Source organism: Anaerosporomusa subterranea (genome assembly GCF_001611555.1).
Lineage (GTDB): Bacteria > Bacillota > Negativicutes > Sporomusales > Acetonemataceae > Anaerosporomusa > Anaerosporomusa subterranea.
Genome location: NZ_LSGP01000013.1, coordinates 469,855 through 496,091 on the forward strand (window position 1 = coordinate 469,855; position 26,237 = coordinate 496,091).

Annotated in this window: 29 protein-coding genes, 9 tRNA genes and 2 pseudogenes; 9 read left to right on the forward strand and 31 right to left on the reverse strand. The window is 44.1% G+C overall.

Annotated features, from left to right (window positions below; genetic code table 11):
- Positions 1 to 6: 6 nt before the first annotated feature.
- From fapR to AXX12_RS05950, 4 genes are all read right to left on the reverse strand, one after another.
- The gene (gene fapR, locus AXX12_RS05935; RefSeq protein WP_066239499.1) at positions 7 to 564 is read right to left on the reverse strand and encodes a transcription factor FapR; all 558 of its coding nucleotides are present in this window, start codon (positions 562 to 564) and stop codon (positions 7 to 9) included.
- Positions 565 to 704: 140 nt separating this feature from the next.
- Entirely contained in the window at positions 705 to 881 is a 177-nt protein-coding gene (gene rpmF, locus AXX12_RS05940; protein ID WP_066239504.1) for a 50S ribosomal protein L32, read from the reverse strand.
- Positions 882 to 894: 13 nt separating this feature from the next.
- Positions 895 to 1,401 carry a YceD family protein gene (locus AXX12_RS05945; RefSeq protein ID WP_066239507.1) on the reverse strand — a complete coding sequence of 169 codons (507 nt, stop codon included), beginning with the start codon at positions 1,399 to 1,401 and terminating at the stop codon, positions 895 to 897.
- Positions 1,402 to 1,497: 96 nt separating this feature from the next.
- Positions 1,498 to 2,700, reverse strand: a complete 1,203-nt coding sequence (locus tag AXX12_RS05950; RefSeq protein ID WP_066239509.1) for an acetate/propionate family kinase — start codon at positions 2,698 to 2,700, stop codon at positions 1,498 to 1,500.
- A gap of 201 nt (positions 2,701 to 2,901) precedes the next feature.
- On the opposite strand from AXX12_RS05950, the gene AXX12_RS05955 reads away from it, so the two are divergent.
- A complete protein-coding gene (locus AXX12_RS05955; protein ID WP_231881812.1) occupies positions 2,902 to 4,149 on the forward strand; it encodes a nucleotidyltransferase in 1,248 nt (415 codons plus the stop codon).
- Here the strand turns inward: AXX12_RS05955 and AXX12_RS05960 are convergent.
- Positions 4,085 to 4,930 carry a patatin-like phospholipase family protein gene (locus AXX12_RS05960; protein WP_066239514.1) on the reverse strand — a complete coding sequence of 282 codons (846 nt, stop codon included), beginning with the start codon at positions 4,928 to 4,930 and terminating at the stop codon, positions 4,085 to 4,087. The two genes, AXX12_RS05955 and AXX12_RS05960, sit on opposite strands and share 65 nt — an antisense overlap.
- Positions 4,931 to 5,030: 100 nt before the next feature.
- Here AXX12_RS05960 and ylbJ point away from each other — a divergent pair, with 100 nt between their 5' ends.
- Positions 5,031 to 6,281: a sporulation integral membrane protein YlbJ gene (gene ylbJ / locus AXX12_RS05965; RefSeq protein ID WP_066239517.1), complete on the forward strand. Its 1,251-nt coding sequence runs from the start codon at positions 5,031 to 5,033 to the stop codon at positions 6,279 to 6,281.
- A 150-nt stretch (positions 6,282 to 6,431) separates the two neighbouring features.
- Here the strand turns inward: ylbJ and AXX12_RS05970 are convergent, their stop codons facing one another.
- Genes AXX12_RS05970 through rsmD form a run of 3 tightly spaced genes read right to left on the reverse strand, consistent with a single transcriptional unit; the run spans position 6,432 to position 7,939 of the window.
- Positions 6,432 to 6,875 carry an ATP synthase subunit B family protein gene (locus AXX12_RS05970; RefSeq protein ID WP_066239519.1) on the reverse strand — a complete coding sequence of 148 codons (444 nt, stop codon included), beginning with the start codon at positions 6,873 to 6,875 and terminating at the stop codon, positions 6,432 to 6,434.
- 22 nt (positions 6,876 to 6,897) lie between these two features.
- Entirely contained in the window at positions 6,898 to 7,380 is a 483-nt protein-coding gene (coaD, locus tag AXX12_RS05975) for a pantetheine-phosphate adenylyltransferase (RefSeq protein ID WP_066239521.1), read from the reverse strand.
- A 13-nt stretch (positions 7,381 to 7,393) separates the two neighbouring features.
- Entirely contained in the window at positions 7,394 to 7,939 is a 546-nt protein-coding gene (gene rsmD / locus AXX12_RS05980; protein ID WP_066239523.1) for a 16S rRNA (guanine(966)-N(2))-methyltransferase RsmD, read from the reverse strand.
- Between the two features lie 216 nt (positions 7,940 to 8,155).
- Between rsmD and AXX12_RS05985 the strand changes: the two genes are divergently transcribed.
- On the forward strand, positions 8,156 to 9,817 hold the full coding sequence (locus tag AXX12_RS05985; RefSeq protein WP_066239525.1) for a DUF4127 family protein: 1,662 nt from the start codon (positions 8,156 to 8,158) through the stop codon (positions 9,815 to 9,817).
- A gap of 50 nt (positions 9,818 to 9,867) precedes the next feature.
- Here the strand turns inward: AXX12_RS05985 and AXX12_RS05990 are convergent, their stop codons facing one another.
- Positions 9,868 to 10,557, reverse strand: coding sequence for a C40 family peptidase (locus AXX12_RS05990; protein WP_066239527.1), 690 nt, complete (start codon positions 10,555 to 10,557; stop codon positions 9,868 to 9,870).
- A gap of 191 nt (positions 10,558 to 10,748) precedes the next feature.
- On the opposite strand from AXX12_RS05990, the gene AXX12_RS05995 reads away from it, so the two are divergent.
- Positions 10,749 to 10,825 (forward strand) — tRNA-Pro (locus AXX12_RS05995).
- Positions 10,826 to 10,902: 77 nt separating this feature from the next.
- Here AXX12_RS05995 and AXX12_RS06000 read toward each other — a convergent pair.
- The 11 genes and pseudogenes from AXX12_RS06000 to AXX12_RS06050 form a co-directional block, all read right to left on the reverse strand.
- Positions 10,903 to 11,769, reverse strand: coding sequence for a 2-oxoacid:ferredoxin oxidoreductase subunit beta (locus AXX12_RS06000; RefSeq protein WP_066239530.1), 867 nt, complete (start codon positions 11,767 to 11,769; stop codon positions 10,903 to 10,905).
- Between the two features lies 1 nt (position 11,770).
- A pseudogene (locus AXX12_RS06005) lies at positions 11,771 to 13,506 on the reverse strand (2-oxoacid:acceptor oxidoreductase subunit alpha).
- Between the two features lie 264 nt (positions 13,507 to 13,770).
- On the reverse strand, positions 13,771 to 14,115 hold the full coding sequence (locus AXX12_RS06010; protein ID WP_066239532.1) for a hypothetical protein: 345 nt from the start codon (positions 14,113 to 14,115) through the stop codon (positions 13,771 to 13,773).
- A 244-nt stretch (positions 14,116 to 14,359) separates the two neighbouring features.
- Positions 14,360 to 14,448, reverse strand: a tRNA-Leu gene (locus AXX12_RS06015).
- 53 nt (positions 14,449 to 14,501) lie between these two features.
- Positions 14,502 to 14,576, reverse strand: a tRNA-Cys gene (locus AXX12_RS06020).
- Positions 14,577 to 14,582: 6 nt separating this feature from the next.
- A tRNA-Gly gene (locus AXX12_RS06025) sits at positions 14,583 to 14,657 on the reverse strand.
- A 13-nt stretch (positions 14,658 to 14,670) separates the two neighbouring features.
- Positions 14,671 to 14,746 (reverse strand) — tRNA-Phe (locus AXX12_RS06030).
- A gap of 9 nt (positions 14,747 to 14,755) precedes the next feature.
- A tRNA-Asp gene (locus AXX12_RS06035) sits at positions 14,756 to 14,832 on the reverse strand.
- 81 nt (positions 14,833 to 14,913) lie between these two features.
- Entirely contained in the window at positions 14,914 to 15,276 is a 363-nt protein-coding gene (locus AXX12_RS06040) for a response regulator (RefSeq protein ID WP_066239537.1), read from the reverse strand.
- Positions 15,277 to 15,291: 15 nt separating this feature from the next.
- Positions 15,292 to 16,092 (reverse strand): bifunctional hydroxymethylpyrimidine kinase/phosphomethylpyrimidine kinase, encoded by an 801-nt coding sequence (gene thiD, locus AXX12_RS06045; protein ID WP_066239539.1) that lies wholly within the window; start codon positions 16,090 to 16,092, stop codon positions 15,292 to 15,294.
- A 20-nt stretch (positions 16,093 to 16,112) separates the two neighbouring features.
- The gene (locus AXX12_RS06050) at positions 16,113 to 16,778 is read right to left on the reverse strand and encodes a hypothetical protein (protein ID WP_066239546.1); all 666 of its coding nucleotides are present in this window, start codon (positions 16,776 to 16,778) and stop codon (positions 16,113 to 16,115) included.
- Positions 16,779 to 16,897: 119 nt separating this feature from the next.
- Here AXX12_RS06050 and AXX12_RS06055 point away from each other — a divergent pair, with 119 nt between their 5' ends.
- The 3 genes from AXX12_RS06055 to AXX12_RS06065 are packed head-to-tail and all read left to right on the forward strand — an operon-like array spanning position 16,898 to position 19,581.
- Positions 16,898 to 17,980: an ABC transporter substrate-binding protein gene (locus tag AXX12_RS06055; RefSeq protein WP_066239548.1), complete on the forward strand. Its 1,083-nt coding sequence runs from the start codon at positions 16,898 to 16,900 to the stop codon at positions 17,978 to 17,980.
- Positions 17,981 to 18,009: 29 nt separating this feature from the next.
- On the forward strand, positions 18,010 to 18,789 hold the full coding sequence (locus AXX12_RS06060; protein WP_066239549.1) for an ABC transporter permease: 780 nt from the start codon (positions 18,010 to 18,012) through the stop codon (positions 18,787 to 18,789).
- 12 nt (positions 18,790 to 18,801) lie between these two features.
- Positions 18,802 to 19,581 carry an ABC transporter ATP-binding protein gene (locus tag AXX12_RS06065; protein WP_066239552.1) on the forward strand — a complete coding sequence of 260 codons (780 nt, stop codon included), beginning with the start codon at positions 18,802 to 18,804 and terminating at the stop codon, positions 19,579 to 19,581.
- A gap of 45 nt (positions 19,582 to 19,626) precedes the next feature.
- Here the strand turns inward: AXX12_RS06065 and AXX12_RS06070 are convergent, their stop codons facing one another.
- The 7 genes and pseudogenes from AXX12_RS06070 to AXX12_RS06100 form a co-directional block, all read right to left on the reverse strand.
- On the reverse strand, positions 19,627 to 19,830 hold the full coding sequence (locus AXX12_RS06070) for a hypothetical protein (RefSeq protein ID WP_066239555.1): 204 nt from the start codon (positions 19,828 to 19,830) through the stop codon (positions 19,627 to 19,629).
- Positions 19,831 to 20,471: 641 nt separating this feature from the next.
- A complete protein-coding gene (locus tag AXX12_RS19210) occupies positions 20,472 to 20,702 on the reverse strand; it encodes a GNAT family N-acetyltransferase (RefSeq protein ID WP_156478593.1) in 231 nt (76 codons plus the stop codon).
- A gap of 114 nt (positions 20,703 to 20,816) precedes the next feature.
- The gene (locus tag AXX12_RS06080) at positions 20,817 to 21,518 is read right to left on the reverse strand and encodes an MBL fold metallo-hydrolase (protein WP_066239559.1); all 702 of its coding nucleotides are present in this window, start codon (positions 21,516 to 21,518) and stop codon (positions 20,817 to 20,819) included.
- A gap of 53 nt (positions 21,519 to 21,571) precedes the next feature.
- Complete coding sequence (locus tag AXX12_RS06085) at positions 21,572 to 22,033, reverse strand: GNAT family N-acetyltransferase (protein ID WP_066239562.1); 462 nt, start codon at positions 22,031 to 22,033, stop codon at positions 21,572 to 21,574.
- Between the two features lie 59 nt (positions 22,034 to 22,092).
- A pseudogene (locus AXX12_RS20275) lies at positions 22,093 to 22,447 on the reverse strand (GNAT family N-acetyltransferase).
- A 113-nt stretch (positions 22,448 to 22,560) separates the two neighbouring features.
- Entirely contained in the window at positions 22,561 to 23,094 is a 534-nt protein-coding gene (locus AXX12_RS06090) for a GrpB family protein (protein WP_066239565.1), read from the reverse strand.
- A gap of 347 nt (positions 23,095 to 23,441) precedes the next feature.
- A tRNA-Trp gene (locus tag AXX12_RS06100) sits at positions 23,442 to 23,517 on the reverse strand.
- 120 nt (positions 23,518 to 23,637) lie between these two features.
- On the opposite strand from AXX12_RS06100, the gene AXX12_RS19215 reads away from it, so the two are divergent.
- Both AXX12_RS19215 and AXX12_RS06105 read left to right on the forward strand, forming a co-directional pair.
- A complete protein-coding gene (locus tag AXX12_RS19215; protein ID WP_156478594.1) occupies positions 23,638 to 23,811 on the forward strand; it encodes a hypothetical protein in 174 nt (57 codons plus the stop codon).
- Positions 23,812 to 24,154: 343 nt separating this feature from the next.
- The gene (locus tag AXX12_RS06105; RefSeq protein ID WP_066239569.1) at positions 24,155 to 24,442 is read left to right on the forward strand and encodes a hypothetical protein; all 288 of its coding nucleotides are present in this window, start codon (positions 24,155 to 24,157) and stop codon (positions 24,440 to 24,442) included.
- A 210-nt stretch (positions 24,443 to 24,652) separates the two neighbouring features.
- Here the strand turns inward: AXX12_RS06105 and AXX12_RS06110 are convergent.
- The 4 genes from AXX12_RS06110 to pyrF all read right to left on the reverse strand — a co-directional run bounded on the left by AXX12_RS06110 (position 24,653) and on the right by pyrF (position 26,235).
- Positions 24,653 to 24,728, reverse strand: a tRNA-Trp gene (locus tag AXX12_RS06110).
- 3 nt (positions 24,729 to 24,731) lie between these two features.
- Positions 24,732 to 24,806 (reverse strand) — tRNA-Gly (locus AXX12_RS06115).
- Between the two features lie 140 nt (positions 24,807 to 24,946).
- Positions 24,947 to 25,519, reverse strand: a complete 573-nt coding sequence (pyrE, locus tag AXX12_RS06120; protein WP_066239574.1) for an orotate phosphoribosyltransferase — start codon at positions 25,517 to 25,519, stop codon at positions 24,947 to 24,949.
- Positions 25,516 to 26,235, reverse strand: coding sequence for an orotidine-5'-phosphate decarboxylase (gene pyrF / locus AXX12_RS06125; RefSeq protein ID WP_066239576.1), 720 nt, complete (start codon positions 26,233 to 26,235; stop codon positions 25,516 to 25,518). The genes pyrE and pyrF overlap by 4 nt, the downstream gene beginning before the upstream one ends.
- Positions 26,236 to 26,237: the final 2 nt, after the last annotated feature.

Consider the following 26,237-nt stretch of genomic DNA (forward strand, 5'->3'; position numbering starts at 1 on the left):
CTCCCTTCATTGGCCCAATGAGACTAGGATAAATTTGGCCCGAAATACTTCCTGTGAATCAATACGAGTTTTGACCCAAACAAAATACTTGTTGCCACGAACCTTTACTACTTCTGCCTTTGCAATGAGCTTGGCACCCATATGCACAGGCGTCTTATACTTAATATTGGCGACCCCAGTCACCGCAGTTGGAGCGTCAATCATCGCCAAAGCCAATGAATTTGCCTGAGCAAATAAATAATGGCCTCTCGCAATTTTCGTTTTAGAAAAGACCATATCGGGAGTTACTGTCAGCATGGAAATGGCCGCCTGACCAAGTTCCAAGTCAATTAACTCGCCTACAACCTCACCGCTAGTCATTGTCCGTATCTGTGCGTGAGCTTCATGTGCCAACTGACGAGTACGTTCCCTTAATTCAGGAATACCAAGTTCAAGCCGGTCCAGACGAATTGTCTGAACGCTAACATCTAACAGTACAGCCAGTTCCTCGTCCGTCAAAAATAAGCCTTCACGCAGCTTCTCTTGCAACATTTCCTGTCTTTGTCTTTTTGGGATACGCATCATCAATCACCTATTAGCAGCAAGTAATAAGACCTGTTAATAGGTCTAGTATAAAACAGATGACACTACAATTGCAAGCAAAAAGTGAGCAAGTACATCGAATTCGATTGTATCTTGCTCACTCCGCACGTTTTTATTCTGCATTATTCAGCTGCGACGACTTCCTTGCCATTGTAATAACCACATTCGGGGCATACCCGATGGGGCATCCTCAGTTGATGGCACTGTGGGCACTCAGCAAATCCGGGTACAGTCAGCTTCCAATTGGCACGACGCTTATCACGGCGGCACTTGGACATTTTGCGCTTTGGAACGGCCATTACTTACACCTCCTTAACTCTGGGTTGGATTCTTCGGCTCAAGCAGTTTTTGCAATACGGCAAATTTGGGGTTAATGGTTTCAGTCGTGCAGGTACAGATCTCCATATTTAGGTTTTTACCGCAAATCGGGCACAATCCCCGACACTCTTGGCGACAAACCTGTTTGAACGGTTCAGCCAAAATCAGGCTTTCCCTTACCGTTTCCGCAATATCGATACTATCGCCCTGGAACCACGACATATCCGCTTCCTGGTCACTTTCAGGCAGGCCTTCTTTAAAGTTCGCCTGAAATGGAATCTCGACCTTGGCCAAGTAGGGTTCTAGGCAACGGCCACAAACAAACCGTGCTTCCCCAAGGATTTGTCCAGTCACTTCCAGGATTGCGCCATCATTCAGGATTTTACCGCTAATATCCAGATCGGCATATGTAACAGTACCGGTTGAAAGCGACGAAACTGAAAAGTGATACATCTGGACAGCGCTAACATCCTTTTTAATGCGGAAAACGTCAATATTCAAGGATTTCCACCTCGGCCTTCATTTATTATAGCCAGCATGTTATTGTTTGTCAAGAAAAGCCGGAGCATTACGCGTCCGGCTTTCTCGATTAAGTGATTATACCAGAGCAGAACAGATCATCTTGGTATCGCGAGCAATAACCAATTCCTCATTTGTTGGGATAACGTAGATTTTTACCCTTGCACCATCTACGCTGATCTCTTTAGTTTTACCTCGCACGTTATTCTTCTCAGGATCAATTCGTGTTCCAAGAAATTCCAATCCATTACATACTTTATCCCGCATGGGGGGAGAATTCTCACCTAAACCAGCGGTAAACACGATCGCGTCAACCCCACCCATTGCTGCGGCATAACTACCGATGTATTTTCTAACCTTGTAGGCGAAAATGTCAAGAGCAAGTTGAGCCCGTTCATTACCCTGAGCAGATGCGTCTTCAATGTCGCGGAAATCACTTGAAACTCCGGATATACCCAGGACGCCCGACTGTTTATTCAAATAGTTATCAATTTGATCAGGCGACATGCCTTCTTTTTTCATGAGAAAAGGAATAATGGCGGGATCAATCTCACCGGAACGAGTCCCCATAACCAAACCCTCAAGAGGGGTGAAGCCCATGCTGGTATCAAGTGAACGTCCATATTTCACCGCTGTAATACTGGCGCCGTTACCCAAGTGGCAAGTGATTATCCGCAGGTTAGTCATGTGCTCGCCCATCTCTTCGGCAACTCGCTGAGATACATATTTATGCGAAGTTCCATGGAAGCCGTAACGGCGTAGACCGTATTTTTCATAAGCTTCATAAGGCAGACCATAAAGGAACGCGTATTTTGGCATAGTTTGATGGAATGCAGTGTCAAATACGCCGACTTGCGGTACGCCTGGCATCAGCTTAGCACAAGCATTAATGCCAAGAATATTAGGCGGGTTATGTAGTGGCGCCATTTCAATACATCTCGTTAGAGCATTCATAACTTCTGGTGTAATCAACACAGAATCGGCAAACTCTTCGCCGCCATGAACTACACGATGACCAATAGCCGAAATCTCCTTCATGCTCTTGAGAACTCCATGCTCAGGATGCACTAATGCGGCTAAAACCATCTCAATGCCTTTGCTATGATCAGGAATATCAGCTTTAAGTGGTACTTTGTCTTTACCGGTCGGCTGATGGGTTAATATTGAGCCCTCCATCCCGATACGTTCAACTAAGCCTTTTGCCAGAACTGATTCGTCCGTCATTGCAAGCAATTGATACTTAATGGACGAACTGCCACAGTTCACAACGAGAACTTTCATTGTTGATTCCTCCTAAAATTAGCTAGCGGACAGACCACTAGACCGTTTACAAAGATATAAATTTCGACACTGTTAGTCGTTTCCCTTCCCTTGGATAAACTATCCGTAAAATATCTAAAAAGTTCTTTCTCAGCCGCAGGAATCCGTCCGTCACGCTCGAACCACCTAATTATAATAGTTATTTTCTATTAATGATATGAGGTGTTCCACATTAAAACTGTAGGTATTATTGCCGAATACAACCCATTTCACAACGGTCATCTCTGGCATGTTGAGCAAGCAAAGCAGCAGTCCGGCAGCGATTACTGCGTCGCGGTTATGAGCGGACAATTCACCCAGCGGGGAGAGCCTGCCGCTTTTGACAAATGGGCTCGTGCTGCTATGGCAGTTATGGGCGGTGTAGATTTAGTACTGGAACTGCCTGCCGTATTTACCGTCCGCAGCGCTCAATACTTCGCAACAGCTGGCGTTCAACTGCTAAACTCACTTGGGCTCGTAACACATTTAGCCTTTGGCGCGGAAAATCCTGACCTAACACTGCTTCAACAAGCTGCAGACCTTAATAACACCGATATAGGGCCAGCCTTACGACAACGTCTAACTTCTGGCGTAACCTACGCAGCGGCTCTGGCGGACTGTTTATCCATATCTGGCGCATCTGTCAATGTGTTGTCTCAGCCAAACAATATTTTAGCGATAGAATATTTGCGAGCGATCAGCCGCTTCGCGCAGACAATAACGCCAGTCATTATTCCTCGCAGGCATTCTCACTACCACGACACAGAAGTAACGTCGCCGTTCGCCAGCGCCAGCGCTGTAAGACAAGCGTTGATCAATGGAAACAATAACGCGTTGCAATGCGCCCTCCCTCCGGCAAGCTTATCGCTGATCAAGCAGCGACTAGCCGAAGGACGCGGGCCTGTCATTTACGAAGCCTTCACAACACCTATATTATATAAGCTGCGTACAGCCCGACTATCAGACTTGGCAGAACTTCCTGACATTGCAGAAGGGCTCCACCATAAATTGGCAGCCGAGGCACTTAAATCGACAACAATTGAGGAACTGCTGACCAGGGTGAAAAGTAAACGTTATACACGCACCCGTCTGCAAAGGATTCTCATCCACGCACTCTTAGGACTCTCCAAGCAACAGATCGAGACGTTTGATCAGTGCGGTCCTCTGTATGCCAGAGTGTTAGCTTTCAACGAAAAAGGCAGGCTGCTGTTGAAGGCAGTGGCTGAATACGCCTCTATTCCGATTATTACTAAAACAGCTCATTTTCTAAACACTAAGCAACGAAGCAGGCAATCACAGCAGTCGCCCGCAGCCCAAATGCTATCAATTGATACTTTGGCCAGCGATATCTATTCGCTCGGCGCGCCTAATATCCAGCAGAGGGTAGGAGCAAGCGATTTTCACCAGTCTCCGTTTTACATAGATCGGTAGAGCCAAAGAGTAAACGAATCTGGGGCAGCATCTCCATTGCGGCCGCTTCGCCCAGAGCAATGCATTCTTCTGTCTTATCAAACGAACTGGGAGAAATGTGAGCGACATCTGGCCTGATGATGACATCACAAACCGTCTCGCGGGTTTTCATCAGCTCTCTTTCCATGATATCAATAGATTGAATAATCACATCAAAAATATTAGTAATCGAAAATACTGTTCCCGCGTGTGCCAAATCGACGGCAATGACGATATCGGCGCCCATGCTCCGTGCTACATCGATCGGAGTTGGATTGAGAACAGCTCCATCGACCAGCATCATATTCCCAATCTGAAACGGAATAAAAATACCTGGAACAGAAACGCTAGCTCTGACTGCGGTGGCTACCTCCCCAGAATTAAATATAACTTCTTTACCTTCGTGCAATTCAGTAGCCACAACCGATAACGGTATCTGAAGCTGATCGAAGGTTTTCTTTTTGGTCAGAATCCGGATCATATTCAAAACACGTTCACCCGAAAATAAGCCCATTTTTGGAATAACAAAATCCAGCCAATGCCGGCGTTTTAAATGTTTAGAGAGTTTTTCAATATTGTCTAAAGACAGACCAGCAGAATACAATGCGCCAATGAGACTGCCAATACTGCAGCCGGCAATGTAATCAATAGGAATACCCTCTTTCTCGAATACCCGCAACACGCCTACATGCGCCATTCCGCGTAAACCGCCTGAACCAAGAGCCAAGCCTATCTTTGGGCGTTCAACTGTCGTATCGTGCATTTCTCCACCTCATCAGTGTTATAAACCAGCTACTCCATCAATATATATTAATTACCATTGTCTAGAAGCACACGTCCTGCACAGAGGAGGAAATAACCTGATGAAAATCAGAATGAGAGCTCACTCGTATTATTCCCGATTGGGACTGTGTTTCCTCACATTTTGCGTCGTCTTCATCACGATTGCCACCGTTCGCTTTCCCAAAGATGCCTTCGACTCAGCCATGACTGGGCTGCAGTTATGGTGGAATGTCGTCTTCCCTGCATTGCTGCCTTTTTTTATTTTGTCTGAGATCTTAATGGGCTTAGGTGCTGTGCACTTTATTGGCGTTATCCTCGAACCGCTGATGCGGCCATTGTTCAATGTCCCAGGAGCTGGAGCTTTTGCTATGAGCATGGGTCTGGCTTCTGGCTATCCAATGGATGCCGTTATTACCGCCCGCTTTCGCCAAAATCGGCTGTGCACTGCAATCGAGGCCGAAAGGCTGTTGTCTTTTACCAATACGGCAGACCCATTATTTATGTTTGGCGCTGTTGCAGTCGGTATGTTTGGCCGTCCAGACTTGGGCGCTATTATTGCACTAGCGCATTACATCTCAAGCGTTCTGGTCGGCCTTATTTTCCGATTTCATGGACGCAGTCAACCAAATTCGACTGAAAACATAAGCACTGATCTCTCGACCATCCCGCTGCGAGCCTTTCGTGCCATGGTAAAGGCAAGGCACGATGATGGTCGGTCTATCAGTCAGTTATTAGGAGACTCGGTCAAAAACTCTATGAATACCATTCTCCTCATCGGCGGGTTTATCATCTTATTTTCTGTATTCCTTCGGGTAATATCTGTTACCGGCCTAACCACTTTTTTAACCACTCTGTTCACCGCAATATTAAAATTGATTGGTTTTAGTACCTCGCTGGCTCCGGCACTGGTTAGTGGACTATTTGAACTTGATTTAGGGGCAATGGCCGCTAGCCAGGCAGACGCGCCTTTAATCGAAAAGGTCGCCGTGACAGGCGCAATTATCGCTTGGAGCGGACTGTGTGTACACGGACAGGTCGCCAGCATTGTCATCGAATCAGGTATCCGCATGAGACCTTATATGGTCGGCCGACTCCTGCACGCTATACTAGCGGCATTCATTACAATGGGCTTAATGAACCTAAAGCAAATCGCTAGCGATTTTTCAACGATTCCGGTTTTTCAAAAAGTCAGTGTATACCAATCAACCTTCAGTTTTTCGAGCAGAATTGAGCAAATCGGCATACACTTTTTACTCTTTTTTAGTGTTCTTCTCTCTACTTCCCTGGCATTTTACCTAGTTCGACAAGTCTGGCAGAAGCTGAATCGGTAAAGTACTCTGAATACTAAGCAGCCGCGCCGACCAGGAGCGACCTGTAAGATAGTACGCCACCTTGCAACCAGATCGGTTAGCAATGTGGCCTCCTAAAAGGTACGCTGTGGATGGGGGCGCGGCTGACGTAGATGGATTTTCTTGAATAGCCTACTTTTGTCTCATTCGTTCACGGCCTTCACGGACCGCCTCAGACACCTTATCTAAGTTTGCTTCAAGGTATGCAAAAACTTCTTGGGCATAGGAGACAGCTTGTTCTTCATACTCTCTCGCTTTTTCTCGTGCTTCTTCAATAATTAGATTTGATTGATCCTGAGCTTGCTGTGTAATCGAATTTTCTTCAGTGAGTTTGCTGACATATGTCTGTGCTTGCTCTACGATTGTCTGAGCTTCCTTTTGCACATCATCCATTATTCGATTGCGTTCACTGAGAATACGATTAGCTTCCATAATTTCATTCGGTAGAGCTTCGCGTAATGCATCAATGAGATGGCAAAGCTCGTCCTCTTCTACCACAAGCCGGTTAGAAAAGGGGATGTGGGTTGAAGACTGTAGCAAAGTTTCTAAATCATCCAGAATTTTATGTACCGACATAGTTCACCTCTCCCAACGTACTCTAGCGTTCTCGCAGACGTTCAACCACTTTCTGCTCAATGCAGCGAGGAACCAACCCTGTAATTGCGCCGCCAAATTTGGCAAGTTCTTTAATGCCGCTGGAGCTCACAAAGGAATAATCGCTGCTGGTCATCATGAATACAGTTTCCATGCTCGGATCAACATTTTTTATCAACAGAGCTCGTTGAAACTCATATTCAAAATCACTTAATGCCCGTAATCCTCGAACAATAACATTACTGTTCTGACTATGTACATATTCGTTTAATAAACCGGAGAAACCATCAACGCGAATGTTGGGAATATGAGTGGTGGCGTCCCGCAATAATTCTACTCGTTCCTCCATTGAAAACAGGGGTTTTTTATTCGGGTTGTGAAAAACGGCGACAATTAGAACATCAAACATTTTGCTAGCTCGTTCGAAAATATCCAAATGGCCACAGGTAACTGGATCAAAACTGCCTGGACAAACTCCAATGCGCACTGTAATACCTCCACTATTCCGTCTTTTGCCAAAATCCTATACACGTTTCCCCAAACCGTTCGCTACGAATTAAATGCAGCTGATTCAAAGCAATCTCAACCCGTTCATGTTGCGAATGTTCAACAATAAAGATCCCTCTATCAGCCAAGATTGCAGCGGTATCAATACGCATTAAAACTTGACTAACTAAGTCTTGGTTATACGGCGGGTCGCAAAAAATCAGATCAAATTGTCCTCCAAGGCGGTCTATCGCTGACAGCACGTTAGCCTTTATGATCGTGATTCGATCTTGCAGTTTAGTTAAAGTCGCATTTTCACGGATGAGCGCGATGCTTACCATACTTTGTTCGACAAAAGTCGCATGGTTAGCGCCGCGACTTAGTGCCTCTAGTCCTAGATTTCCGGTACCCGCGAATAAATCTAAAACCCTTGCATCTGGCACACGTGATCCTAAAATGTTAAACAGAGATTCTTTTACCCGATCTCCAGTGGGACGAACAGCCATACCTCGCGGTGTTTTGAGCTTGGTTCCTTTAGCGCTACCTGTAATAATCCGCATAAACACAATTCCCTCATTTAACCATATCATTGTACCATAATTACTTGCTACTAGCACGAGGAAGGAAAAAATTCTCTGTGTCATTATTATCGCAGTTTGTCCAAATACTAGAATAATTACTATAATCATAGCTGAGAATACGAAAAAAGGAAAACGGCTTGTTTTGTCGAATTCGGTAAATCTATTCCATTTCATCGATTTTCAAGGAGAATTGCCATGCACAGGCGATTTATTGTCTATTTTCTCGCAATTGCTTTCATTACGTTGTTCACCACCGCAGTTGGACAACTATCAGGAGTATTAAGGCGGGCCACCCCAGTCGATCTGCCAGAACGCCAGTATACGCAGACACTAGTCCTGCTCCCACTTGACAGTCGACCAGCCTGCACGCAGCTTGTCGAACAACTGGGATATCTCGCCAATATCCGCGTGGTGATGCCGCCTGCTGATTACCTCGACAATTACACACAGCCGGGCAACCGCATAGCGTTGGCAGAATGGCTTAAGGAAAGCGTCAAACAGGCTGATGCGGTCATCGTCTCAACAGATATGCTGCTATCAGGTAGTTTGATAGCCTCACGCAGCGACATTCCAACACCTGAGAACATTTCGGCAGTCGCTGAGCTGTTAACCACCATTCGCCAAAATAATCCTCATATTCGCCTGTACTCTTTTCATATCATTCCACGACTTTTGATTGCCGATCATACGCCAGACAGGCAATACCAAAAAGCAATGCAAAATTATTCAATCCTCCAAGATCAAATGTTGCTATTTGAAAATCCTTTGGACTTTGAAAGATTCGCTTCTTTAGAAGAAACCATTCCTAAGCGTATCATTGATGAGCACCAACTGCTCTATGCACGTAACCAAGAAGCTCACCGTGTCTGGATGGCTTTAGCTAAAGCCAACATACTCGACGCTGTCGTAATTGGTCAAGACGATGGCTACCACTTTGGTCTACCCAATATGGTGAAACAGCGTTTAGAAGCCGAAATTGAGTCAGAACAGCTCTCAGACAGGGTGATTATTACTCGGGGTGCTGACGAAGTCGCACTTACTCTATTGGGACGGCTAGCAAATGAAAATAAGTCGCCAACCCGCGTTTTTGTCGAATATTCCAGTCCGGATGCACCGCATGTTGTTATGCCTTTCATGTCCCATAGCGTTTCCACTACAGTGACAGAAAAGATCAAATTAATTCATGCGGTGGAAGTTGAATCTGCTCAGCAAGCAGACTTCATTCTTTTTGTCCATATTGGTCGGCAAAATAGTTCTCCTTATAGTTTAAAATCATCAGCTCAACGTTTGAAACATCTAGTAAATTCCGGCCAACCAGTCGCCCTGGTCGATTTAGCAGAGAACTTCTATGCACGCCAGACGCTCCTACCTTATGCGATTGACGCTGATGTTCGAGTAGACCGTCTAGCAGCTTATGCCGGTTGGAACACAACCAGTAATTCGATTGGCACAGCCGTTACCCAAGCGGCGTTGTATATCAGCAATCAAACAACTGACCCGGCGAACCTACTGCGCTTGCATTATGATAACCTTACCTTTCTAGCTGCCAGATTCTTGGATGACTGGCATTATCTCAAAGAGATTCAACCGCAAATTGATCAAAGATTGCGCGCTTCCGGCACTGATCCGTACAATTTGCAGATCCAGCGAGAGAAAACCGAAATTCTAATTCGCAGGGAGATGACGGAGCGAACCAGAAGCGTCTTGCGCCAGGTATTTAATAAGCCGATGTATCTTCCCGGTTTTACTCAACCATTTCTGATCACACAAATCGACAACTCGATTCATCTGCCATGGGATAGAACATTTGAAATTAAGATTGAACCACGAATTTCGCTTGTTCAACTGGAACCGTAATAAAAAGAACCGGGCATCGCCGGTTCTTTTTTATGGTTGCAACTGATCTGCTAGCGCAAGACTCGTCTCGCGCCCAAATATCGCTCTACATAGTAGGCTTTCGATAGCGGGGTAACCGTCACTTCGCCAGCGGCCGAACTAGCATGAATGAATTGATTATTCCCTAAATAGATGCCACAGTGAGACGGCCCTGGTTCATACGTAGAGAAAAAAACAATATCACCTGGCTGAAGTTCACTCCGTTTAACAGGTGAACCCACCGCAAACTGACCATCAGCCATGCGCGGCAAATGTACCCCTACTTTTGAGTAGAGATAGTAGACAAAACCTGAACAATCGAAACCGCCGGGAGATGCACCAGCCCAAGCATAAGGAACACCCAAAAACTTCTTAGCCATTGTTATTACTTCTGCCACACGGCGTCCATCAATCAGCCCGCGATTTGCAGAAACCGTTTTATACTCACGAAGAGCCAACATGGTCTTTTCGCCCAAAATGCCGTCAGCGTCCAAACCGCTGTCAGACTGAAAATCCATAACCGCCAATTTCGTTCGCGAGTCGAAAATCCCATCTGCATCCCCGTCAAGATAGCCAAAATCCTTTAGTTGGATCTGCATTTGTAAAACATCCTCGCCCGACATCCCCTGCTTCAGTAGCGGCTGGGCCGCAGCAAACTCACAGGATACCCAGAGAAATATAACAACCCCAGTGACGCAAATTATCCTGCGCAGTCCGCTCATAGTACACCCCGCAATCTAAAATTAAACTATAAACTACTTCGCCATATAACAAAAATTTCCTTTCTATTCAGTCAAATTCTTGTCTATTTATTCTTCCACAAGCAGAAAAAACTTCAAGTTGTTAATCTGACCTTACAGCTTGCATATTGACAAGGCGGAAAGACATATGTATAATACATAAATGTGAGCAACGGGGTGTGGCTCAGCTTGGTAGAGCGTTCGGTTCGGGACCGAAAGGTCGCAGGTTCGAATCCTGTCACCCCGACCAGACAGATGTGGATTCCGCAGAGACGGAATCCTTTTTTATTTTTAAAATATAGGTAAAACTGTCACCTGATGCCTTATTTAATAAAATTCTGCTGTTAAACGCTCGAAATCTTCCTGGCTCAGTTTGAGGTCAGTATGGCTCAATGGCTTCTTATCGTAGCCATGCAGAAGATCCTGATACGAGGCTTTAGATTTGTCCTGATATAACAATCCGGTCAGCAGACCGTCATGAGCGATAATATTCTCCATTGCTATCGCTCGGCTGCCAGAATCATAACCTTCAATACTTTTAACTCCGATTAGTTGATCTGAAAACCATTCATACGTATTCACTTTATTAAATGTAACACAGGGACTAAAGATATTGATTAAGGAAAATCCATTATGTTGAATGCCTTGCTCAATCAATGCTGTCAATTCATCCAGGTCGCGTGAATAGCCTTGGGCCACAAATGTCGCGCCAGCAGCCAGCGCCATTGCTATTACCGAGACCGGAGTCTCAATTGAGCCTGTGGGCGATGTTTTTGTTTTAAAACCGAGGTCGCTGCGCGGTGATGTTTGTCCTTTGGTTAACCCATAGATATGGTTATCCATGACAATATAGGTGATGTCCAGATTACGTCTGATCGCATGAATCGTATGCCCTATACCGATCGCATAACCATCACCATCACCCCCGCAAGCGACCACAGTTAAATCCCGATTGGCCAGCTTGATACCCTGGGCAACCGGCAAGGAGCGACCATGAATGCTGTGAAATCCATAGGCGTACATATAACCGGAAAACCGGCCCGAACAGCCAATACCTGATACAACAGCTAAATTATGCGGTTCTATCCCGACATTCGCGACAGCACGCCGCAACGAGTTCAGCACTGCATAATCACCACATCCTGGACACCAATTAGGCTTGACATTGTTATCGAAATCCTGCTGACCCGCCACCTCACATCATCTCCCTACATTTAGCGTATACCTGGGACGGTAAAAATGGGCTGCCATCATAGCGGAGAATACTAGACACCGGTTTACCGGTCTTCATCCGCAATAGCGCCGCCAACTGTCCAGTAGCATTATTTTCAACGACCACTATTTTCTTTGCATGGCTTAGCAATGAACCAAGCGATGTTGCCGGAAACGGTTCAAGCAATCTGATGTGCGCATGATTGACACAGAATCCGTCAGTCCGCAATTGCAAAACTGCCTCGCTAATGGCCCCCCTGGTCCCGCCGCAGCCTAACACCATTAAGTCAGCTTGCTCATGCGGCGCGTCAATATAGAGCGGTTCGGTAAACCGTTCAGGGAACTGCTTTAACTTACCCAAACGCTTATCCATTTGCGCGGTACGCCCAACACTGGCTTCTGTCGGACGACCGAAAGAATCGTGCTCAAGCCCGGTCTCGCAATGTATTCCATTACGCATACCTGGCACTGTGCGTGCTGAAATTCCATCCTCTGTCACTGCGTACCGAGCGAAATAGGCTGGACGTTCTAAATCAGGCAAATCCTGCTGAACAGCAAGCTTCCCACGGCGAATCTTAACCTTTTCCTTTTCAAACGGTTCAACCGTTTGTTTCGCTAATGATAGCTGCAAATCTGATAGCAGGATGACCGGACACTGGTATTCTTCAGCCAGATTAAACGCCTCAGCCATGTCATAGAAAGCTTCCTCAGCAGTACTCGGAGCCATGACCACTTTAGGTATTTCACCGTGTGTGGAAAAAAGCATGGAAAGGATATCAGATTGCTCATGTTTGGTCGGAAGACCAGTACTAGGACCGCCGCGCTGTACATTAACAATTACAACAGGGGTTTCTGTCATGCCGGCCAGGCCTATGGCCTCGGTCATTAGTGAAAGTCCCGGTCCAGAAGACGCCGTGAAGGCACGAACCCCAGCATAGTTGGCGCCGATCGCCATCGTGCAAGCGGCAATTTCGTCCTCTGTCTGAATAACCAAGCCGCCGAGCTCTGGTAATTTGTCAACAAGATACTCCATGATATCCGAAGCAGGTGTAATAGGATATGCCGACAACAATCTTGCCCCGCCAGCCAAAGCCCCGAGCGCGATGGCTTCGTTGCCAGTCATCAGCATGCGTCGTTTAGCAACAGGTGGCATCAGCTTGAACTGTGGCGAGTGCGCATTTTCCGTTGACTACTAGCTAAACCAGCTTGTAATGCCTGAATATTGGTTTTTATCATCGCATCGCCTTTTTTTTGAAATACCTCTTGCACCAGCGGCTCAAGCTGTTCAAAAGTCAGACCCAATATAGCTCCTACCGCCCCTACTGCCACCATATTCTTCGATTGAACCGCTCCCGCTTGTTTAGCCATATCCGAAAACGGTATAGCAACGACTGTTGCTTTGCAATCGTTTGGAACTAAAGGTCCAAATTTGCTATCGGCAATAATCAGGCCGCCTTCGCGCAGTTCTCCCGCACTGACATTGATGGTTTCTTGATCAAATGCAATCAAAATATCAATATGGCCGTTCAATGTGCGCACTGGACGTAACGACACGCGGACTGTGCTACTGGTGTGCCCACCCTTGATTCGGGAAGAAAATTGGCGATACGAATAGATATGGTATCCATTGCGACTTAAGCCGATTGCCAACATTTCGCCAGCACTTTCAATTCCCTCGCCTTGTTGCCCTCCTACCTTCCAAGTTAATTCAGTCAGCATAATAGCACCTCGTTTCTGAAAATCCCCTACTTTACCTTATACAATAAAGGTTTGCAATTGTCAAACGATTACAAAACAAAAAACCTATGCGATTAGTTAGTTATTAGGTTTACGATGAACAAAATAGGCTTCGCGGTTATTCCGCAAAGCCTATTTTAAAGTGCTGTGATGTTTTTATGATATATTGCAAAGCCTGACTACTTTTCCATTTTTGGTGTATCTACCGGTTGCAATATGTGTCGTGCTATTTTAGCTACGCTTAATCTAATTATTCGAGGAGCCAACTGCGATCCCAATTAAAAATGCAGCAATTTCACGCATCGCATTGTCATGACGGTGTCTTTCTCTTTCCTGACGGTGATGCCATTCCCGTTCACTCTCATTATGGCGTCGCCTCATTTCTCGTTCGTGCCGTTCATTTTCTCGGCGCTGCCGTTCAGCATGCTCACGTCGTCTTTCATTATCGTGGTGATGTCTAGAATCTAGTTGTACAATCCGTTGTGAACCGTCATTATGAAAGGGTGAGGCTTCAATTACCGATGCACCAAACCCTACTTGCATGATGCCCACCATTGAATAAATCACGATTTTCTTTGTTAAGCTATTCAAAAAACATCCCTCCAGCTTTTTACTGCCTTCACTATAACATGTAAATGCGACAAAAATATGACAGTTTCAATAAGAATGCTAAATAGCGCAAAATATAAAGCTCTAACCTTCGGCCAGAGCAAGCAACTAAATCACGCATGTCCTTTCATCATCAATAACAACATTACGAAAAGAATCAATCAGGACCAACGGATTATAAAATTAAGCGGCCTACTGAAAACTCAGTAAGCCGCTTCTTAATTGATGGTGCGAGTGACCGGGGTCGAACCGGTACGATTGTCACCAACCGACGGATTTTAAGTCCGTTGCGTCTGCCTGTTCCGCCACACTCGCATAGTAAAATTGCTATGAAACTAAAACCGCCTGGACGGCGGTTTATGAAATTTTGGAGGCGGCACCCAGATTTGAACTGGGGAATAGAGGTTTTGCAGACCTCTGCCTTACCACTTGGCTATGCCGCCAAAACATGGAGCGGAAAACGAGATTCGAACTCGCGACCCTCGCCTTGGCAAGGCGATGCTCTACCGCTGAGCTACTTCCGCATTAGAGTTTATATGGTGCCGCAGGGCGGAATCGAACCGTCGACACGAGGATTTTCAGTCCTCTGCTCTACCGACTGAGCTACCGCGGCGAATAAAAATGGCGACCCTGAACGGATTTGAACCGTCGATCTCCGCCGTGACAGGGCGGCATGTTAGACCGCTACACCACAGGGCCGCATCGCATAATCTATTGTATAGAAACTACCGGGATATGTCAACCACTTTTTAAAAAATCCTGTTCAGGAATTGTTACCAGTTAATCTGCCAATACACGCTTAACAACTTCCTTGATTTGCGAGTGATCGAAGGGTTTAACGATAAAGCCCGAGGCTCCTGCCTTTATGGCATCGGTAATAATCGCTTTCTGCCCGATAGCAGTTACCATAATAATGCGAGCTGTAGGGTCTTCATCACGGATGATCTTAACCGCTTCGATGCCATCCATCACCGGCATGGTAATATCCATTGTCGTTAAATCAGGCTTGTGCTGTCTGTGCAGTTGGACTGCCTGACTACCGTCCCCTGCTTCATCAACCACCTCGTGCCCGTTTTCAACTAATGCTTTTTTCAATATCATTCGCATAAACATCGAATCATCACATACGAGAATTCTGGCCAAACTATGCCCCCCTAACTACAAACCCGCTTTTTGATACAGCTCAAAAAAATGATGAGTTGGCCCAACACCATGACCTAGAGAAAATCCATGCGTAATCGCTCCTGTGATGTAGTATTTTGCTTGTCGCACGGCCTGTTCAATGGAAAGTTTTTGTGCCAACCCAGCTGCTATTGCTGAAGAAAATGTACAACCGGTCCCGTGGGTATGAATCGTATTAATACGCTCGTTCTCAAAATAGACAAAGCTATGTCCATCAAAGAGTATATCACAGGCCGCCCCTTCCAAATGACCGCCTTTTACGACGATATGTTTAGGACCCAGGGCGTGCAGCGCACGAGCAGCTTCTTCCATATCATTTCGAGTGTTCACAGAAAAGCCCACAAGCTCTCCCGCCTCAAACAAGTTCGGGGTAACGACATCCGCCATAGGGAACAACTGTTCCTTTAGTGCCGTCATAGCCTCGGGATGCAGCAGCCGACTACCACTTTTAGAGATCATGACCGGATCAACCACAATAGATTTTGCCTGATATTGGCGCAAAGTGGCCGCTACTGTGCGGGTTATGGCCGCACTTGAAAGCATGCCAATTTTGACTGCACCGACTGGAATATCCTCAAATACAGCAGCGATTTGCGCCGCAATGATTGCTTCGTCCAATTCACGAATCGCGCTGACGCCAAGCGTATTTTGCGCTGTAATGGCAGTTATCGCGCTCATTCCGAAAACGCCTAGAGCAGAAAATGTTTTTAAATCTGCTTGTATTCCGGCTCCGCCGGAAGAATCAGATCCTGCAATCGTTAGAGCTGTTGCAAGCATGAATATCGTCCTTTCTTACCTTAAACATTATCAGCTAGTAATCTGCGCAGATCAAAAAGTACGGGTTGAAGTCGGACAGTCAATTTTTCGGCTAGGTCATCTACTGTTTTTGAATCAAAGTCAGTAACGATTTGAGGCAGTCTGCGAATGCGGCGTTCGCAGAAAAATTCGTCACGATAGATATTATAATAAATGGTTAGATTGCTCTCCGACGAGAAATCACTGTAATCAATAATGATAAATGAGCCATTAACAATTTTCACCGGCTGTTCCGGTCGGATAAATAATTCAAATCCGCAGATATCCTCTGGGAGCATAAAGTTTTTCTCAAGGATGTTCTTCGTGATAAAGATACTTCCCAGTTCGGACTTATTAAAAGCAGCTAAAGCCTGCAGTGTTCCGATCAAGCGTTCTTTTAGAATCTGTTCGAAAGCAGCCAAATCGGGAGAAATATATTGTATATCGCAAAAGTCAAATAAGCCAATCACTCTGTGAAACATGAATTCTTTTGTCGCCATATCATACAACGCATAAGCATCACGACGTGTCTCCGGACAACGATACCAAAAGAGAAATAGCTTTGCTTCTTCTTGAACAATATTCCGTTCTAAGCGAAAGCCATGCAATTCCTCTGGCAATTTTTTCAAAAAATCCCACTGTTCTACTTGCTCGATGATTTTGTCCAATTAGCTTCACTCCTAGTATCTATTACTTCTTCCTCGAAACGGCAAAACCCTGCAAGCCGTAACCAAAATCAGTAACGATGAATACTATGGAGTAATCTTAAAACAGATGGAGGAAAAGTATGAAAAGGAAAACGTTTCGAATCCTTCTTGCTGTGAGCTTGGCTGTCATGATGCTGATTATTTCCGGCTGCAGTCAACCTCAAGCTCCTCAAACCACGGCTGCCAAGGGTCCAACCTGGGCACCCAAGCTTCAACCCCTGCCACAACAAGTTGTCGTAACGGTTGGCATGAAGCAAGTCATTTCAGATGCCGGCATACTGATCGGTATGGAAAAAGGCTACTACCGGGACCTGGGGATTAAAATTGAGGGTGTACAATTTAACTCTGGCCAAGAAATGATCAATCAACTGGCCGCTGGTCAGTTGGACGTCGGTGCAACAGTTACTGCTTCGGGACTTTTAAATGCTATGTCACGAGATATCCCGGTAAAGATCGTGGCAGACAAAGGCATTAACGTTCCTGGTAAAGGCTACTATCGCTTAGTTATTCGCAAAGACTTGGTACCTACTCTAAAGAACTTTACTGATCTCAAAGGAAAACGGATCGCTGTTGTCGGAACAGCATCGCTAGATGAAATTGCGTTAGTCCGAGTACTAGAAAAGGGCGGGCTGACCACTAAGGATATCGATATGCAAGTCATCCGCTCCTTCCCAGACATGCTGGTATCACTTGCTAATAAAAGCATCGACGCAGCCATGGTGATTGAACCATTCGTCACTCAAGGAATGTCAAAAGGCTTTATTGACCCCTGGAAAGACCCCTCTGAATATGACCCCGACGCGCAAACTGCCTTCGTTGTATTTGGTGCAAAAATGGCCCAAAACAAGGATGTTGCTAATCGCTTCATGACTGCATATATTAAGTCAGTGCGTGATTACAATGACGGTTTTTTCAAGAATAAGAACAAGCAGGAGATAATTAGCATCCTGGTCAAATCCTCTGTCATTAAAGATCCAAAACTATACGACCAGATGTTTCCCACCGGCCTCAACCCTGACGGCTATGTCCGCATGAAAGGCCTTGAGCAAGACGTGGCTTGGTATAAAGCCAATAATCTCTTGAAGTCGCCTGACCTAAAAACGGCTGACACAGTTGACAATAGCTTTGTCGATTTCGCACTCTCAACTTTGGGAAAATACTAATTGTATTTTCCGTCACTCGGAGGTGACTGATGCCAGGACAGAACAAAGATAATTCTGCCGCCATCCGTCTCTTGTCTGTATTGTCACCGCTGACGCTCCTGTTGCTTTGGGAAATTCTCGCTCGCGTCAACATTATCGACATTAGACTATTCTCCAGCCCATCACTGATCTTCAAATCCTTCATTCCGCTGTTGATATCTGGCGAACTACTTTACAATACAGCTATCAGTGTTGAGCGGATATTTATCGGTTTTGCAGCTGGCGCCATTCCAGGTATTTTGATTGGAATGAGCATGGGTTTATCACCACTTATCCGCTCTGCAGTAGAACCAATGATCCAAGCTACATATCCGATTCCAAAATTGGCAATCATGCCGTTTATCCTCTTGGTATTCGGCATTGGCGAGCTATCCAAAGTATTCACGATTGCGATCGGGGTTTTTTACCTAGTGGTCATCAATACGGTGGCGGGTGTGCTGAATATTGAAAAGATTTATCTAGACGTAGCGAAAAACTTTGGTGCTAGCCGCAAAGATTTCTATATAACAGTCGCCTTTCCTGGTGCCCTGCCAATGATTTTTGCCGGCCTAAAGCTAGGCATGGGCATGGCACTAATTCTGGTCGTCGCAGCCGAAATGTCGGCCGCAAAGGCAGGCGTCGGCTGGATGATTTGGCGGTCATACGATATGTTCGATATAGAACAAATGTTTGTAGCGCTGATCGTGCTTTCTTTTCTCGGCTATCTCTTCACACTTATGCTTGACGCCATTGAACGCTGGGTGTTGCCTTGGAAACAGCATTGCCGCTAGGAGGTGACCACTTTGGATGAAGACATCCGCATCTCTTTAAATAATGTTAGCAAAGTATTTGCCAGTCACGAGTCAGGGCTCATTGCTGTGCATGACGTTACGCTTACTATCAAAGATGGCGAATTTTTCTGCATCGTAGGGCCTAGCGGCTGCGGTAAAAGTACCTTATTACGTATTCTGGCAGGTCTTGAAAACTGCTCCAGCGGTGAAGTCAGCATTAAAGCAACAGACACAAGCCGCCCCCTCAACACGATGGTTTTTCAAGAGCAAAGCGTCTTCCCCTGGATGACAGTCAGACAGAATGTGGAATACGGCTTGCGTATGAGAAGGATTCCCAAACGTGAACGCGCTAGAATAGCTGACTATTACATTGGCATGATCGGCCTCACCCAATTTGCGAATGCATATCCATGCCAACTATCGGGCGGAATGAAGCAACGCGTAAGCGTCGCCCGAGCCTTTGCCAACGACCCGGAAATCCTGTTGATGGATGAACCGTTCGGTGCTCTCGATGAACAAAATCGACTACTTTTGCAACAAGAACTATTGCGAATTTGGGAAGGCAGCAACAAGACAACGGTATTTATCACCCACAGCATTGATGAAGCCCTCTGTCTCGGCGACAGGGTATTAATTATGACCGCTCGTCCCGGCGAGATCAAAACTATCATTCCAGTTGATCTGCCGCGACCGCGCGACATTGAAAGTATTCGCACAACACCAAAGTACAACGCCTTGTATCAAATGATATGGCTGCAATTGCGCGACGAAGTGTTTAGAGCGAAGAATTGAACAAAAAACACCCACAGACGCGCGTCTGTGGGTGTCAACTTTTTACTATAGTATTTCGTTTGATGTGATCTGTACTGAAAAATCGCCTTTCGAGGTATGTTTGATAACCGCTTTCTTACCAGCGCCGTCATCCACTGTGATCGACTGTAAGTTATGCTGCATTAAGAAATTAAGTACATCCTGCTTAACAAACGCTTCCCAACTAATCTTTTTTTCACCTTGTTTTTCCACTAAGCTTTCTGTTGCCATGTTGAGCCCTCCAACTATTGCCTTAAATTTTGTTACAGTATTATGTATTCGCCATTTTCCATATAAATCCTTTTAATTCACTATTACTTAAAAATTTTGCTATCAAAAAACCGCCCTGCGAAATTAGCATAATGTATAAACTTCTAAAGTTATTTCCGTATATAAATTCAATTTAAATATCTTGAAGGTTGCTTTAGCTACTGCATACTCAACAATCTTAGCTTATTGTTATACTATCTAATTCCTATCAACGTTGATGAACAACGTCTTTCGATGATATCTGTGAGTTGGTATTGTGCGAAAGCGATAAACACAGTAGTCCCTTGTTTGATTGGCTCAATACAAAATTCCAGCTTTGCCTTGGCTCCATTCACACACGGACGGCTGGCTCCAATACAGGGAAGTTAGGGTATGTGCACCGGGATAAGTCAAATATATCCCTCTGTATAAAATTAGTGGTTCTGTGAAGTGTTATGCTCATAACCTTTTGTTACAGCTCTTTTTTGAAAAAATATTATCCATAGTCATTAAAACATGGCTCGATCTTTCCAAATAATTGATAACCATGTTTCTCATAAAAGGCCGGTGCTTGAAAACCAAATGTATTTAAGATAATTCTTTTTGCAGACACAGCTTGCGTTTCAAGGTAAGCTAAATCCTTTTTTTCGATATGCATCATCGACAAATAAGTAGTCAATGGTAATGCAGTCCAAATCTCTTGATGCAACGATTCCGGCAATGCATTCTCCATTTTCATTTTCAATACAGTAAGACAGTTCTTCACAATCCGTAATATATCGGCTATTGTATTCTTGTAAACGTCTGTGAATATAATTCGCCTTTTCTTCGCTACAACTTTTTATTTTCTCCATGCAAATCACTCTCACAAAATATAAATTAGTTTTTGATGCTCAAAAGGGAGAAACCACCTTTTCGAGAATATTAACTAGGTGCAGTTAACAGGACTAGCTACACCTAGTTATTGCTCATCTTCTCTGGTTCTCAAACTTTCCACCATGATAGCAATAATAACTATCTGCATCCATAGACATAAGTTTATTAAGCGAATCTTTGGCCATGTCTAAATCTAGCGTGAACTGTGGATTTGCGATAATGAGTTTATTGTCATCGATGACTGCAGCATCTCCTGTAATAACAGAATTACTCTCCTTTAGATATAAAGAAATATGTCCTGGCATATGTCCTGGAGTATCTACTATCTCACAACCACCAGCCCAATCAAAATACTCTCCATTCTTAACCTTTATATCTACAGAGACAGGTTTAATTTTCCGCAAAGATTTACAGAATTGAATTCCAAATTGTTTTTGTTCTTCCCGCAACACATTCAACATTTCTTCTGCTTGCAACAAGCGTAGTGATTTTCTCGTACCAGAAATATACTCACTTTCTACGCAACTTGCCACAACTTTAATATTTGGATATTTTTCTTTAATTTCAAATAAAGCTCCCATATGATCATCATCGTGATGAGTAATCAATACTTTCGTTAATGAATCGGGATTAATACCTTTTGATTTCATCTCATCTTCTAATAAAGGTAAAAAACCAGGATATCCACAATCCACTAAAACAACATCATTAGTGCTTAACAATAAAACTGGATGTATCGTCCGAGTTTCATTTTGATATTGAAAATTTATATCTAACATGATTATTTGATTCATTTTACTTCACCTCACAAAATATAATAACCTCGTATCCACTGCCAATCGGCACTCTATACAGTATGATCATTTTTCGCAATTATATTTTTAATCGGTAAAGAAAATTTATAATGATTGCTTTTCATATCTTGTAGTTCGTAAAAAGTATGACTATCAACTCTTTTTTTATTACAGCATACCTCTAGCTGTAAACAATTTTCAGAAATAGCAACTTTTTTGATTTCGTCAAACAGAAGTTTACCTATTCCATTTCCTTGATAATGTTTTGTTACAACTAGCTCTTGAATTTCTGCAATATTGGCTGTGTGATGTAACAATTTTTGCATATGCAAGCTTGCAAAACCAACTGCTTTTTCATTCATGCGTGCAACAAAATAGAACACATTGGGATTTTGTAAGTTTTCGTTGTAAACTGTAGTAAACTGCTTTTTGTCAAACTGCATTTCTTCAAGTTCAGTTATCAATGCAAATATTGCGTCAACATCATTTGGTTCAGCATTTGATATTCTGCACATGAATGTTACCTCGTTAAATATAAATTTGCCAACCTCTAACCCGAGTCACAAGCTTTAAATTAACACTTAACATCTCGTGTCATACCAATAGAAAATTTTGTAAATCCCATTTTTTCATAGTAAGGCTCTAACTATCTACGCAGAGTAACTGTGGAATTACCCGCTTTTGTTCACAGTATTGAATCAGCCTGCTTATTATTTCTTTACCAATTCCTCTAGATTGATAATTGGGCAACACGCAAACACCGCATATCACTCCTGTAATACTCCATCAGATATAATACGCCCCATACCTATCAACTTATTCTCCTTAAAGGCATATACTGAATACCAACTATGTATACACATTTGTTTCAACTCATCAGCTGTTAAATTGAGTGAATTCCATCCTAAAGCTTTATATAAATCCAACAATTGTTTAAAATCAGCGGGAGGTTATATTCTATAATCAAATATTTTCGTTATTCTCCTTATAAAAATCCATTTTAAGTTTGGCTTTGCTAGGCATGTTTGTTGTTAAAATGTTTCTACTGATTATAAGTTCGTTTTGCGAGGTGATACCATTCTAACGCTTTTCTTTCTAATTCCTTAACAAAGTTATCTTTACCATCACAATAAGCCTCAATGTCCGAAGGGAACATAGTGGCTAATCTACTCTTTAGTTCTCCATACTCAAATGCATCCTCTGAATGTGTTCTTAAATAATCACGAACAGCTAAATGTCGTTCAATATCATTAGAGTTACTTCTTTCAAATATATGAATTTGATGGGTTCTGTTTTCCAGCCCTTTTCTAAAATATCTTCTGCCGACCATACCAAATTCGCCTTTTGGCTCGTAGCCCATTGCTTCAAACGCTTTATTATAATCGTCAACTTTTGTAATATCCCTTACCACAGGCATAATATCAATAATTGGTTTAGCTCTTAAATTTTCTACTGATGTGCTTCCAATATGGTAAATATCAACCAATTCATTTCCAAGTATATTTCTAATTTTTTCAGCTTCTTTCAGATATAAGTTTGGCCATTCGCTGTTATACTCTATGACTTCAACTTTCATATAAATAATATCCTTTCTAAGCAAAATATAATTTCTTTCATTATTCCAAATTATGATTATTATAAAATTATGCTCATCCTGTTCGGCGAATATAAACTATATTAATAACACCATTTATTTCTTTCACCTGTTCTACTTTTAGTAAAAGTAGTCGGGTTATCATCTGAAAACAGTTGCTGCCTGATCCCTGAAATGCTTGCTCCGGATCTTCGCTATACTGTTGCACCCATTTATAGACGGTGTTTTTATTAGGCATGAGGGTTGGCAGGTGTACGGGAAAGTCCAAAAATCTACCCCAAAAAATGAAAAGTAGAGAACCTCTCGACATGAGAATTCTCTACTTTTTCTGGCAGGGGCAGAAGGACTTGAACCCTCAACCAACGGTTTTGGAGACCGCTACTCTACCAATTGAGCTATACCCCTGTATGGAGTGAGTTTCGAACTCCAACCCAGCAGAATCAAGGGTTTGCTCGATCAGTATGCTATTTGCTCATGTCTTGCAATGATTATAGCATACTCGCAGGGTGGTGTCCAAAGGCGAAAATGGCTATTATTTTAGTTAACCATAGTCTGATTTTTGCTATTCAGCTGTCCAATATCATTACGAGAGGCATGAACATTCGGTGGCTGTTTGAGCAAGCTGTAAGTAAAGCCGTGGCAGGATTTACTCCTTGTTTCTTATTGAATGCCATTACTGTTATCAGTATTTTCGCTTAAATACAAGCAACTTACAAGCCTTGGTATTGCTGTATTTATAGGCAATCAATAACATTAAGCAACACAGAAGTAGCTTTTTTTATATAGTTAGTTACTCCCATCCAAATTGTCAAAAGCCAGATATGGTCTTTGGTCAATCATATAACTAGCTTTAGCATCCGTGCAATTCGTAGAGAAATAAAAGGCTACCAAGAAAGTGGCGATAGCTCCTATCTGCTCCAAGAGCATTTCAATCTGGCTTGCAAAACACCTTGAAATATTGACGCACCTTCACTCATTATACTTTATTTGCTATAATTAGAAGTATCGTATAGGAAGTAGAACAGAGGAGAAATGATTAGCGATGCAAGAAAAGACGACCAGCACGATTATAATGTGTGATTATGCTCTCATTGAAGAGTTGAAGTTAGCTGTAGATGCAGAGAGATTACCTACCCGATTCACAGCGTCTGATATTAAACGATGGATAGAAAATGACAATATAAAGAAAGCCGATGGCACTCCATATCCAAGAGTATCCGCTGAAATGCTGTCCAATTACTCACAGAATACTCCCATAACAAAGAAGAGAAAACAGAAGGTATTATATTCAAGTCATAATGCACGAGTGTTTTCTTTTAATCCTTTTTAATATGTGCTGTTGATACAATGGAAATATGAGAGTCAGGGAATTAACCCTGACTCTCATATTACATTATATCAACACTCTTGCCCTCTTAGCAAGTTCCGCCGTGTGGCGGGTATTAGACATGAGGGTTGGCAGGTGTATGTTAAAATCCTAAGTCACCAGTCCAGAACGAAAAAAGGAACCCTTCAAACATGAAGAATTCCTTAGGTTTTCTGGCAGGGGCAGAAGGACTTGAACCCTCAACCAACGGTTTTGGAGACCGCTACTCTACCAATTGAGCTATACCCCTGTATGGAGCGGAAAACGAGATTCGAACTCGCGACCCTCGCCTTGGCAAGGCGATGCTCTACCGCTGAGCTACTTCCGCGTTTGTCAGTATATCTCTGACAGATTTAAATGATAACATAAGATTAACCATGATGCAACAGCATTGATCTGTATTATTTGAAATGATCACGCGTTTGCATCACGGTTCTCGCGTTTTCTTCACCGCAGCTAGTATTCTAACTATATTTTTCGGCTGCCACGTTTGGTGATTGGGGTATTGCTTGCGCAAAGCGGGCAAGTCTCAGGAGAATATGTTTGAATATCCAGATGCAGCAAGGCCTCAGAACGAACACCAAAATCAGCTTTGCCGCCACTGCGGTCCACCAGGATCCCCACGCCCACTACTATCCCGCCGGCACATTTAACAACGTCGATTACTTCCTGGACTGAGCCTCCAGTAGTAACGATATCCTCAACTACCAAAACGCGTTCTCCTGGTTCAATGGTAAAGCCGCGCCGTAAAGTCATAACACCATTTTCACGTTCAGCGAAGATGGCACGCGTATTCAGGCTTTTACCCACTTCATGCGCCAAAAGAATGCCGCCTGTCACAGGGCCGATGACGACCTGAACAGCATCATTTACGAAGCGTTCAGCCAACGCAGCGCAGAGGGCAGCGGTATGGCGCGGGTGCTGTAAAACTTGAAACTTTTCGACATACATTGGGCTGTGCAGTCCGGAAGTAAGTAAAAAGTGACCTTCAAGAATAGCACCAGTTTCGACTAGCAAGGATTTGACTTCACTTTCAGTCATGAACATGCCTCCATTTCCTGTCTAATGGCTTCTGTTGCCGCGCGCGGATTAGCAGAAGCTGTGATTGGGCGGCCAATAACGAGATAGTTGGCGCCTGCTTTGACTGCGCCGGAGGGGGTTGCGATACGGCTTTGGTCATTGATAGCCGAACCGGCCGGGCGCACTCCCGGGGTGACGATAAGAAAATTATCGCCACAGGCGCGACGTATATTACCAGCTTCCTGGGGTGAGGCCACCACGCCATCAATGCCGGCCTGTTGCGCCAGCTTCGCCAGATGTACAACCTGGTCACCGATATCGCCGGGAAAGCGTAGCTCCTGCCATTCAGTTTGACCAATGCTGGTCAGAACGGTGATGGCTAAGAGTTTGGGCCGAGTCAAGCCTTGTGATGCTGCAGCCGTTCCGACAATGCGCGCCGTTTCCCGCATCATATTGGAACCACCAGTTGCATGGATGCTAATGAAATCTGCACCGAGACTAGTCAATGCTTTTGCGCCTTGGGCAACAGTGTTGGGGATGTCATGCAGCTTCAAGTCGAGAAAAACGTTTTTGCCAGCGCTGCGAACCATATGTACTGCCTCAGGTCCAGCACTATAAAACAGCTCCATGCCGACTTTATAGGTATTTACACTATCGCCTAATTCTTCCACTAACCGTTTGACATCAGCTATGCTAGTTACATCAAGGGCGACAATAATGTCAGCTGATCTACTCATAC

Excerpts from the sequence above, each read along its gene's own strand:
- fapR (WP_066239499.1), bottom strand. The coding sequence starts at position 564 with ATGATGCGTATCCCAAAAAGACAAAGACAGGAAATGTTGCAAGAGAAG.
- rpmF (WP_066239504.1), bottom strand. The coding sequence starts at position 881 with ATGGCCGTTCCAAAGCGCAAAATGTCCAAGTGCCGCCGTGATAAGCGT.
- AXX12_RS05950 (WP_066239509.1), bottom strand. The coding sequence starts at position 2,700 with ATGAAAGTTCTCGTTGTGAACTGTGGCAGTTCGTCCATTAAGTATCAA.
- AXX12_RS05960 (WP_066239514.1), bottom strand. The coding sequence starts at position 4,930 with ATGCACGATACGACAGTTGAACGCCCAAAGATAGGCTTGGCTCTTGGT.
- ylbJ (WP_066239517.1), top strand. The coding sequence starts at position 5,031 with ATGAAAATCAGAATGAGAGCTCACTCGTATTATTCCCGATTGGGACTG.
- AXX12_RS05970 (WP_066239519.1), bottom strand. The coding sequence starts at position 6,875 with ATGTCGGTACATAAAATTCTGGATGATTTAGAAACTTTGCTACAGTCT.
- rsmD (WP_066239523.1), bottom strand. The coding sequence starts at position 7,939 with ATGCGGATTATTACAGGTAGCGCTAAAGGAACCAAGCTCAAAACACCG.
- AXX12_RS05985 (WP_066239525.1), top strand. The coding sequence starts at position 8,156 with ATGCACAGGCGATTTATTGTCTATTTTCTCGCAATTGCTTTCATTACG.
- AXX12_RS05990 (WP_066239527.1), bottom strand. The coding sequence starts at position 10,557 with ATGAGCGGACTGCGCAGGATAATTTGCGTCACTGGGGTTGTTATATTT.
- thiD (WP_066239539.1), bottom strand. The coding sequence starts at position 16,092 with ATGCTTGCAACAGCTCTAACGATTGCAGGATCTGATTCTTCCGGCGGA.
- AXX12_RS06055 (WP_066239548.1), top strand. The coding sequence starts at position 16,898 with ATGAAAAGGAAAACGTTTCGAATCCTTCTTGCTGTGAGCTTGGCTGTC.
- AXX12_RS06060 (WP_066239549.1), top strand. The coding sequence starts at position 18,010 with ATGCCAGGACAGAACAAAGATAATTCTGCCGCCATCCGTCTCTTGTCT.
- AXX12_RS06070 (WP_066239555.1), bottom strand. The coding sequence starts at position 19,830 with ATGGCAACAGAAAGCTTAGTGGAAAAACAAGGTGAAAAAAAGATTAGT.
- AXX12_RS19210 (WP_156478593.1), bottom strand. The coding sequence starts at position 20,702 with ATGGAGAAAATAAAAAGTTGTAGCGAAGAAAAGGCGAATTATATTCAC.
- AXX12_RS06080 (WP_066239559.1), bottom strand. The coding sequence starts at position 21,518 with ATGAATCAAATAATCATGTTAGATATAAATTTTCAATATCAAAATGAA.
- AXX12_RS06085 (WP_066239562.1), bottom strand. The coding sequence starts at position 22,033 with ATGTGCAGAATATCAAATGCTGAACCAAATGATGTTGACGCAATATTT.
- AXX12_RS06090 (WP_066239565.1), bottom strand. The coding sequence starts at position 23,094 with ATGAAAGTTGAAGTCATAGAGTATAACAGCGAATGGCCAAACTTATAT.
- AXX12_RS19215 (WP_156478594.1), top strand. The coding sequence starts at position 23,638 with ATGGCTATTATTTTAGTTAACCATAGTCTGATTTTTGCTATTCAGCTG.
- AXX12_RS06105 (WP_066239569.1), top strand. The coding sequence starts at position 24,155 with ATGCAAGAAAAGACGACCAGCACGATTATAATGTGTGATTATGCTCTC.
- pyrE (WP_066239574.1), bottom strand. The coding sequence starts at position 25,519 with ATGACTGAAAGTGAAGTCAAATCCTTGCTAGTCGAAACTGGTGCTATT.
- pyrF (WP_066239576.1), bottom strand. The coding sequence starts at position 26,235 with ATGAGTAGATCAGCTGACATTATTGTCGCCCTTGATGTAACTAGCATA.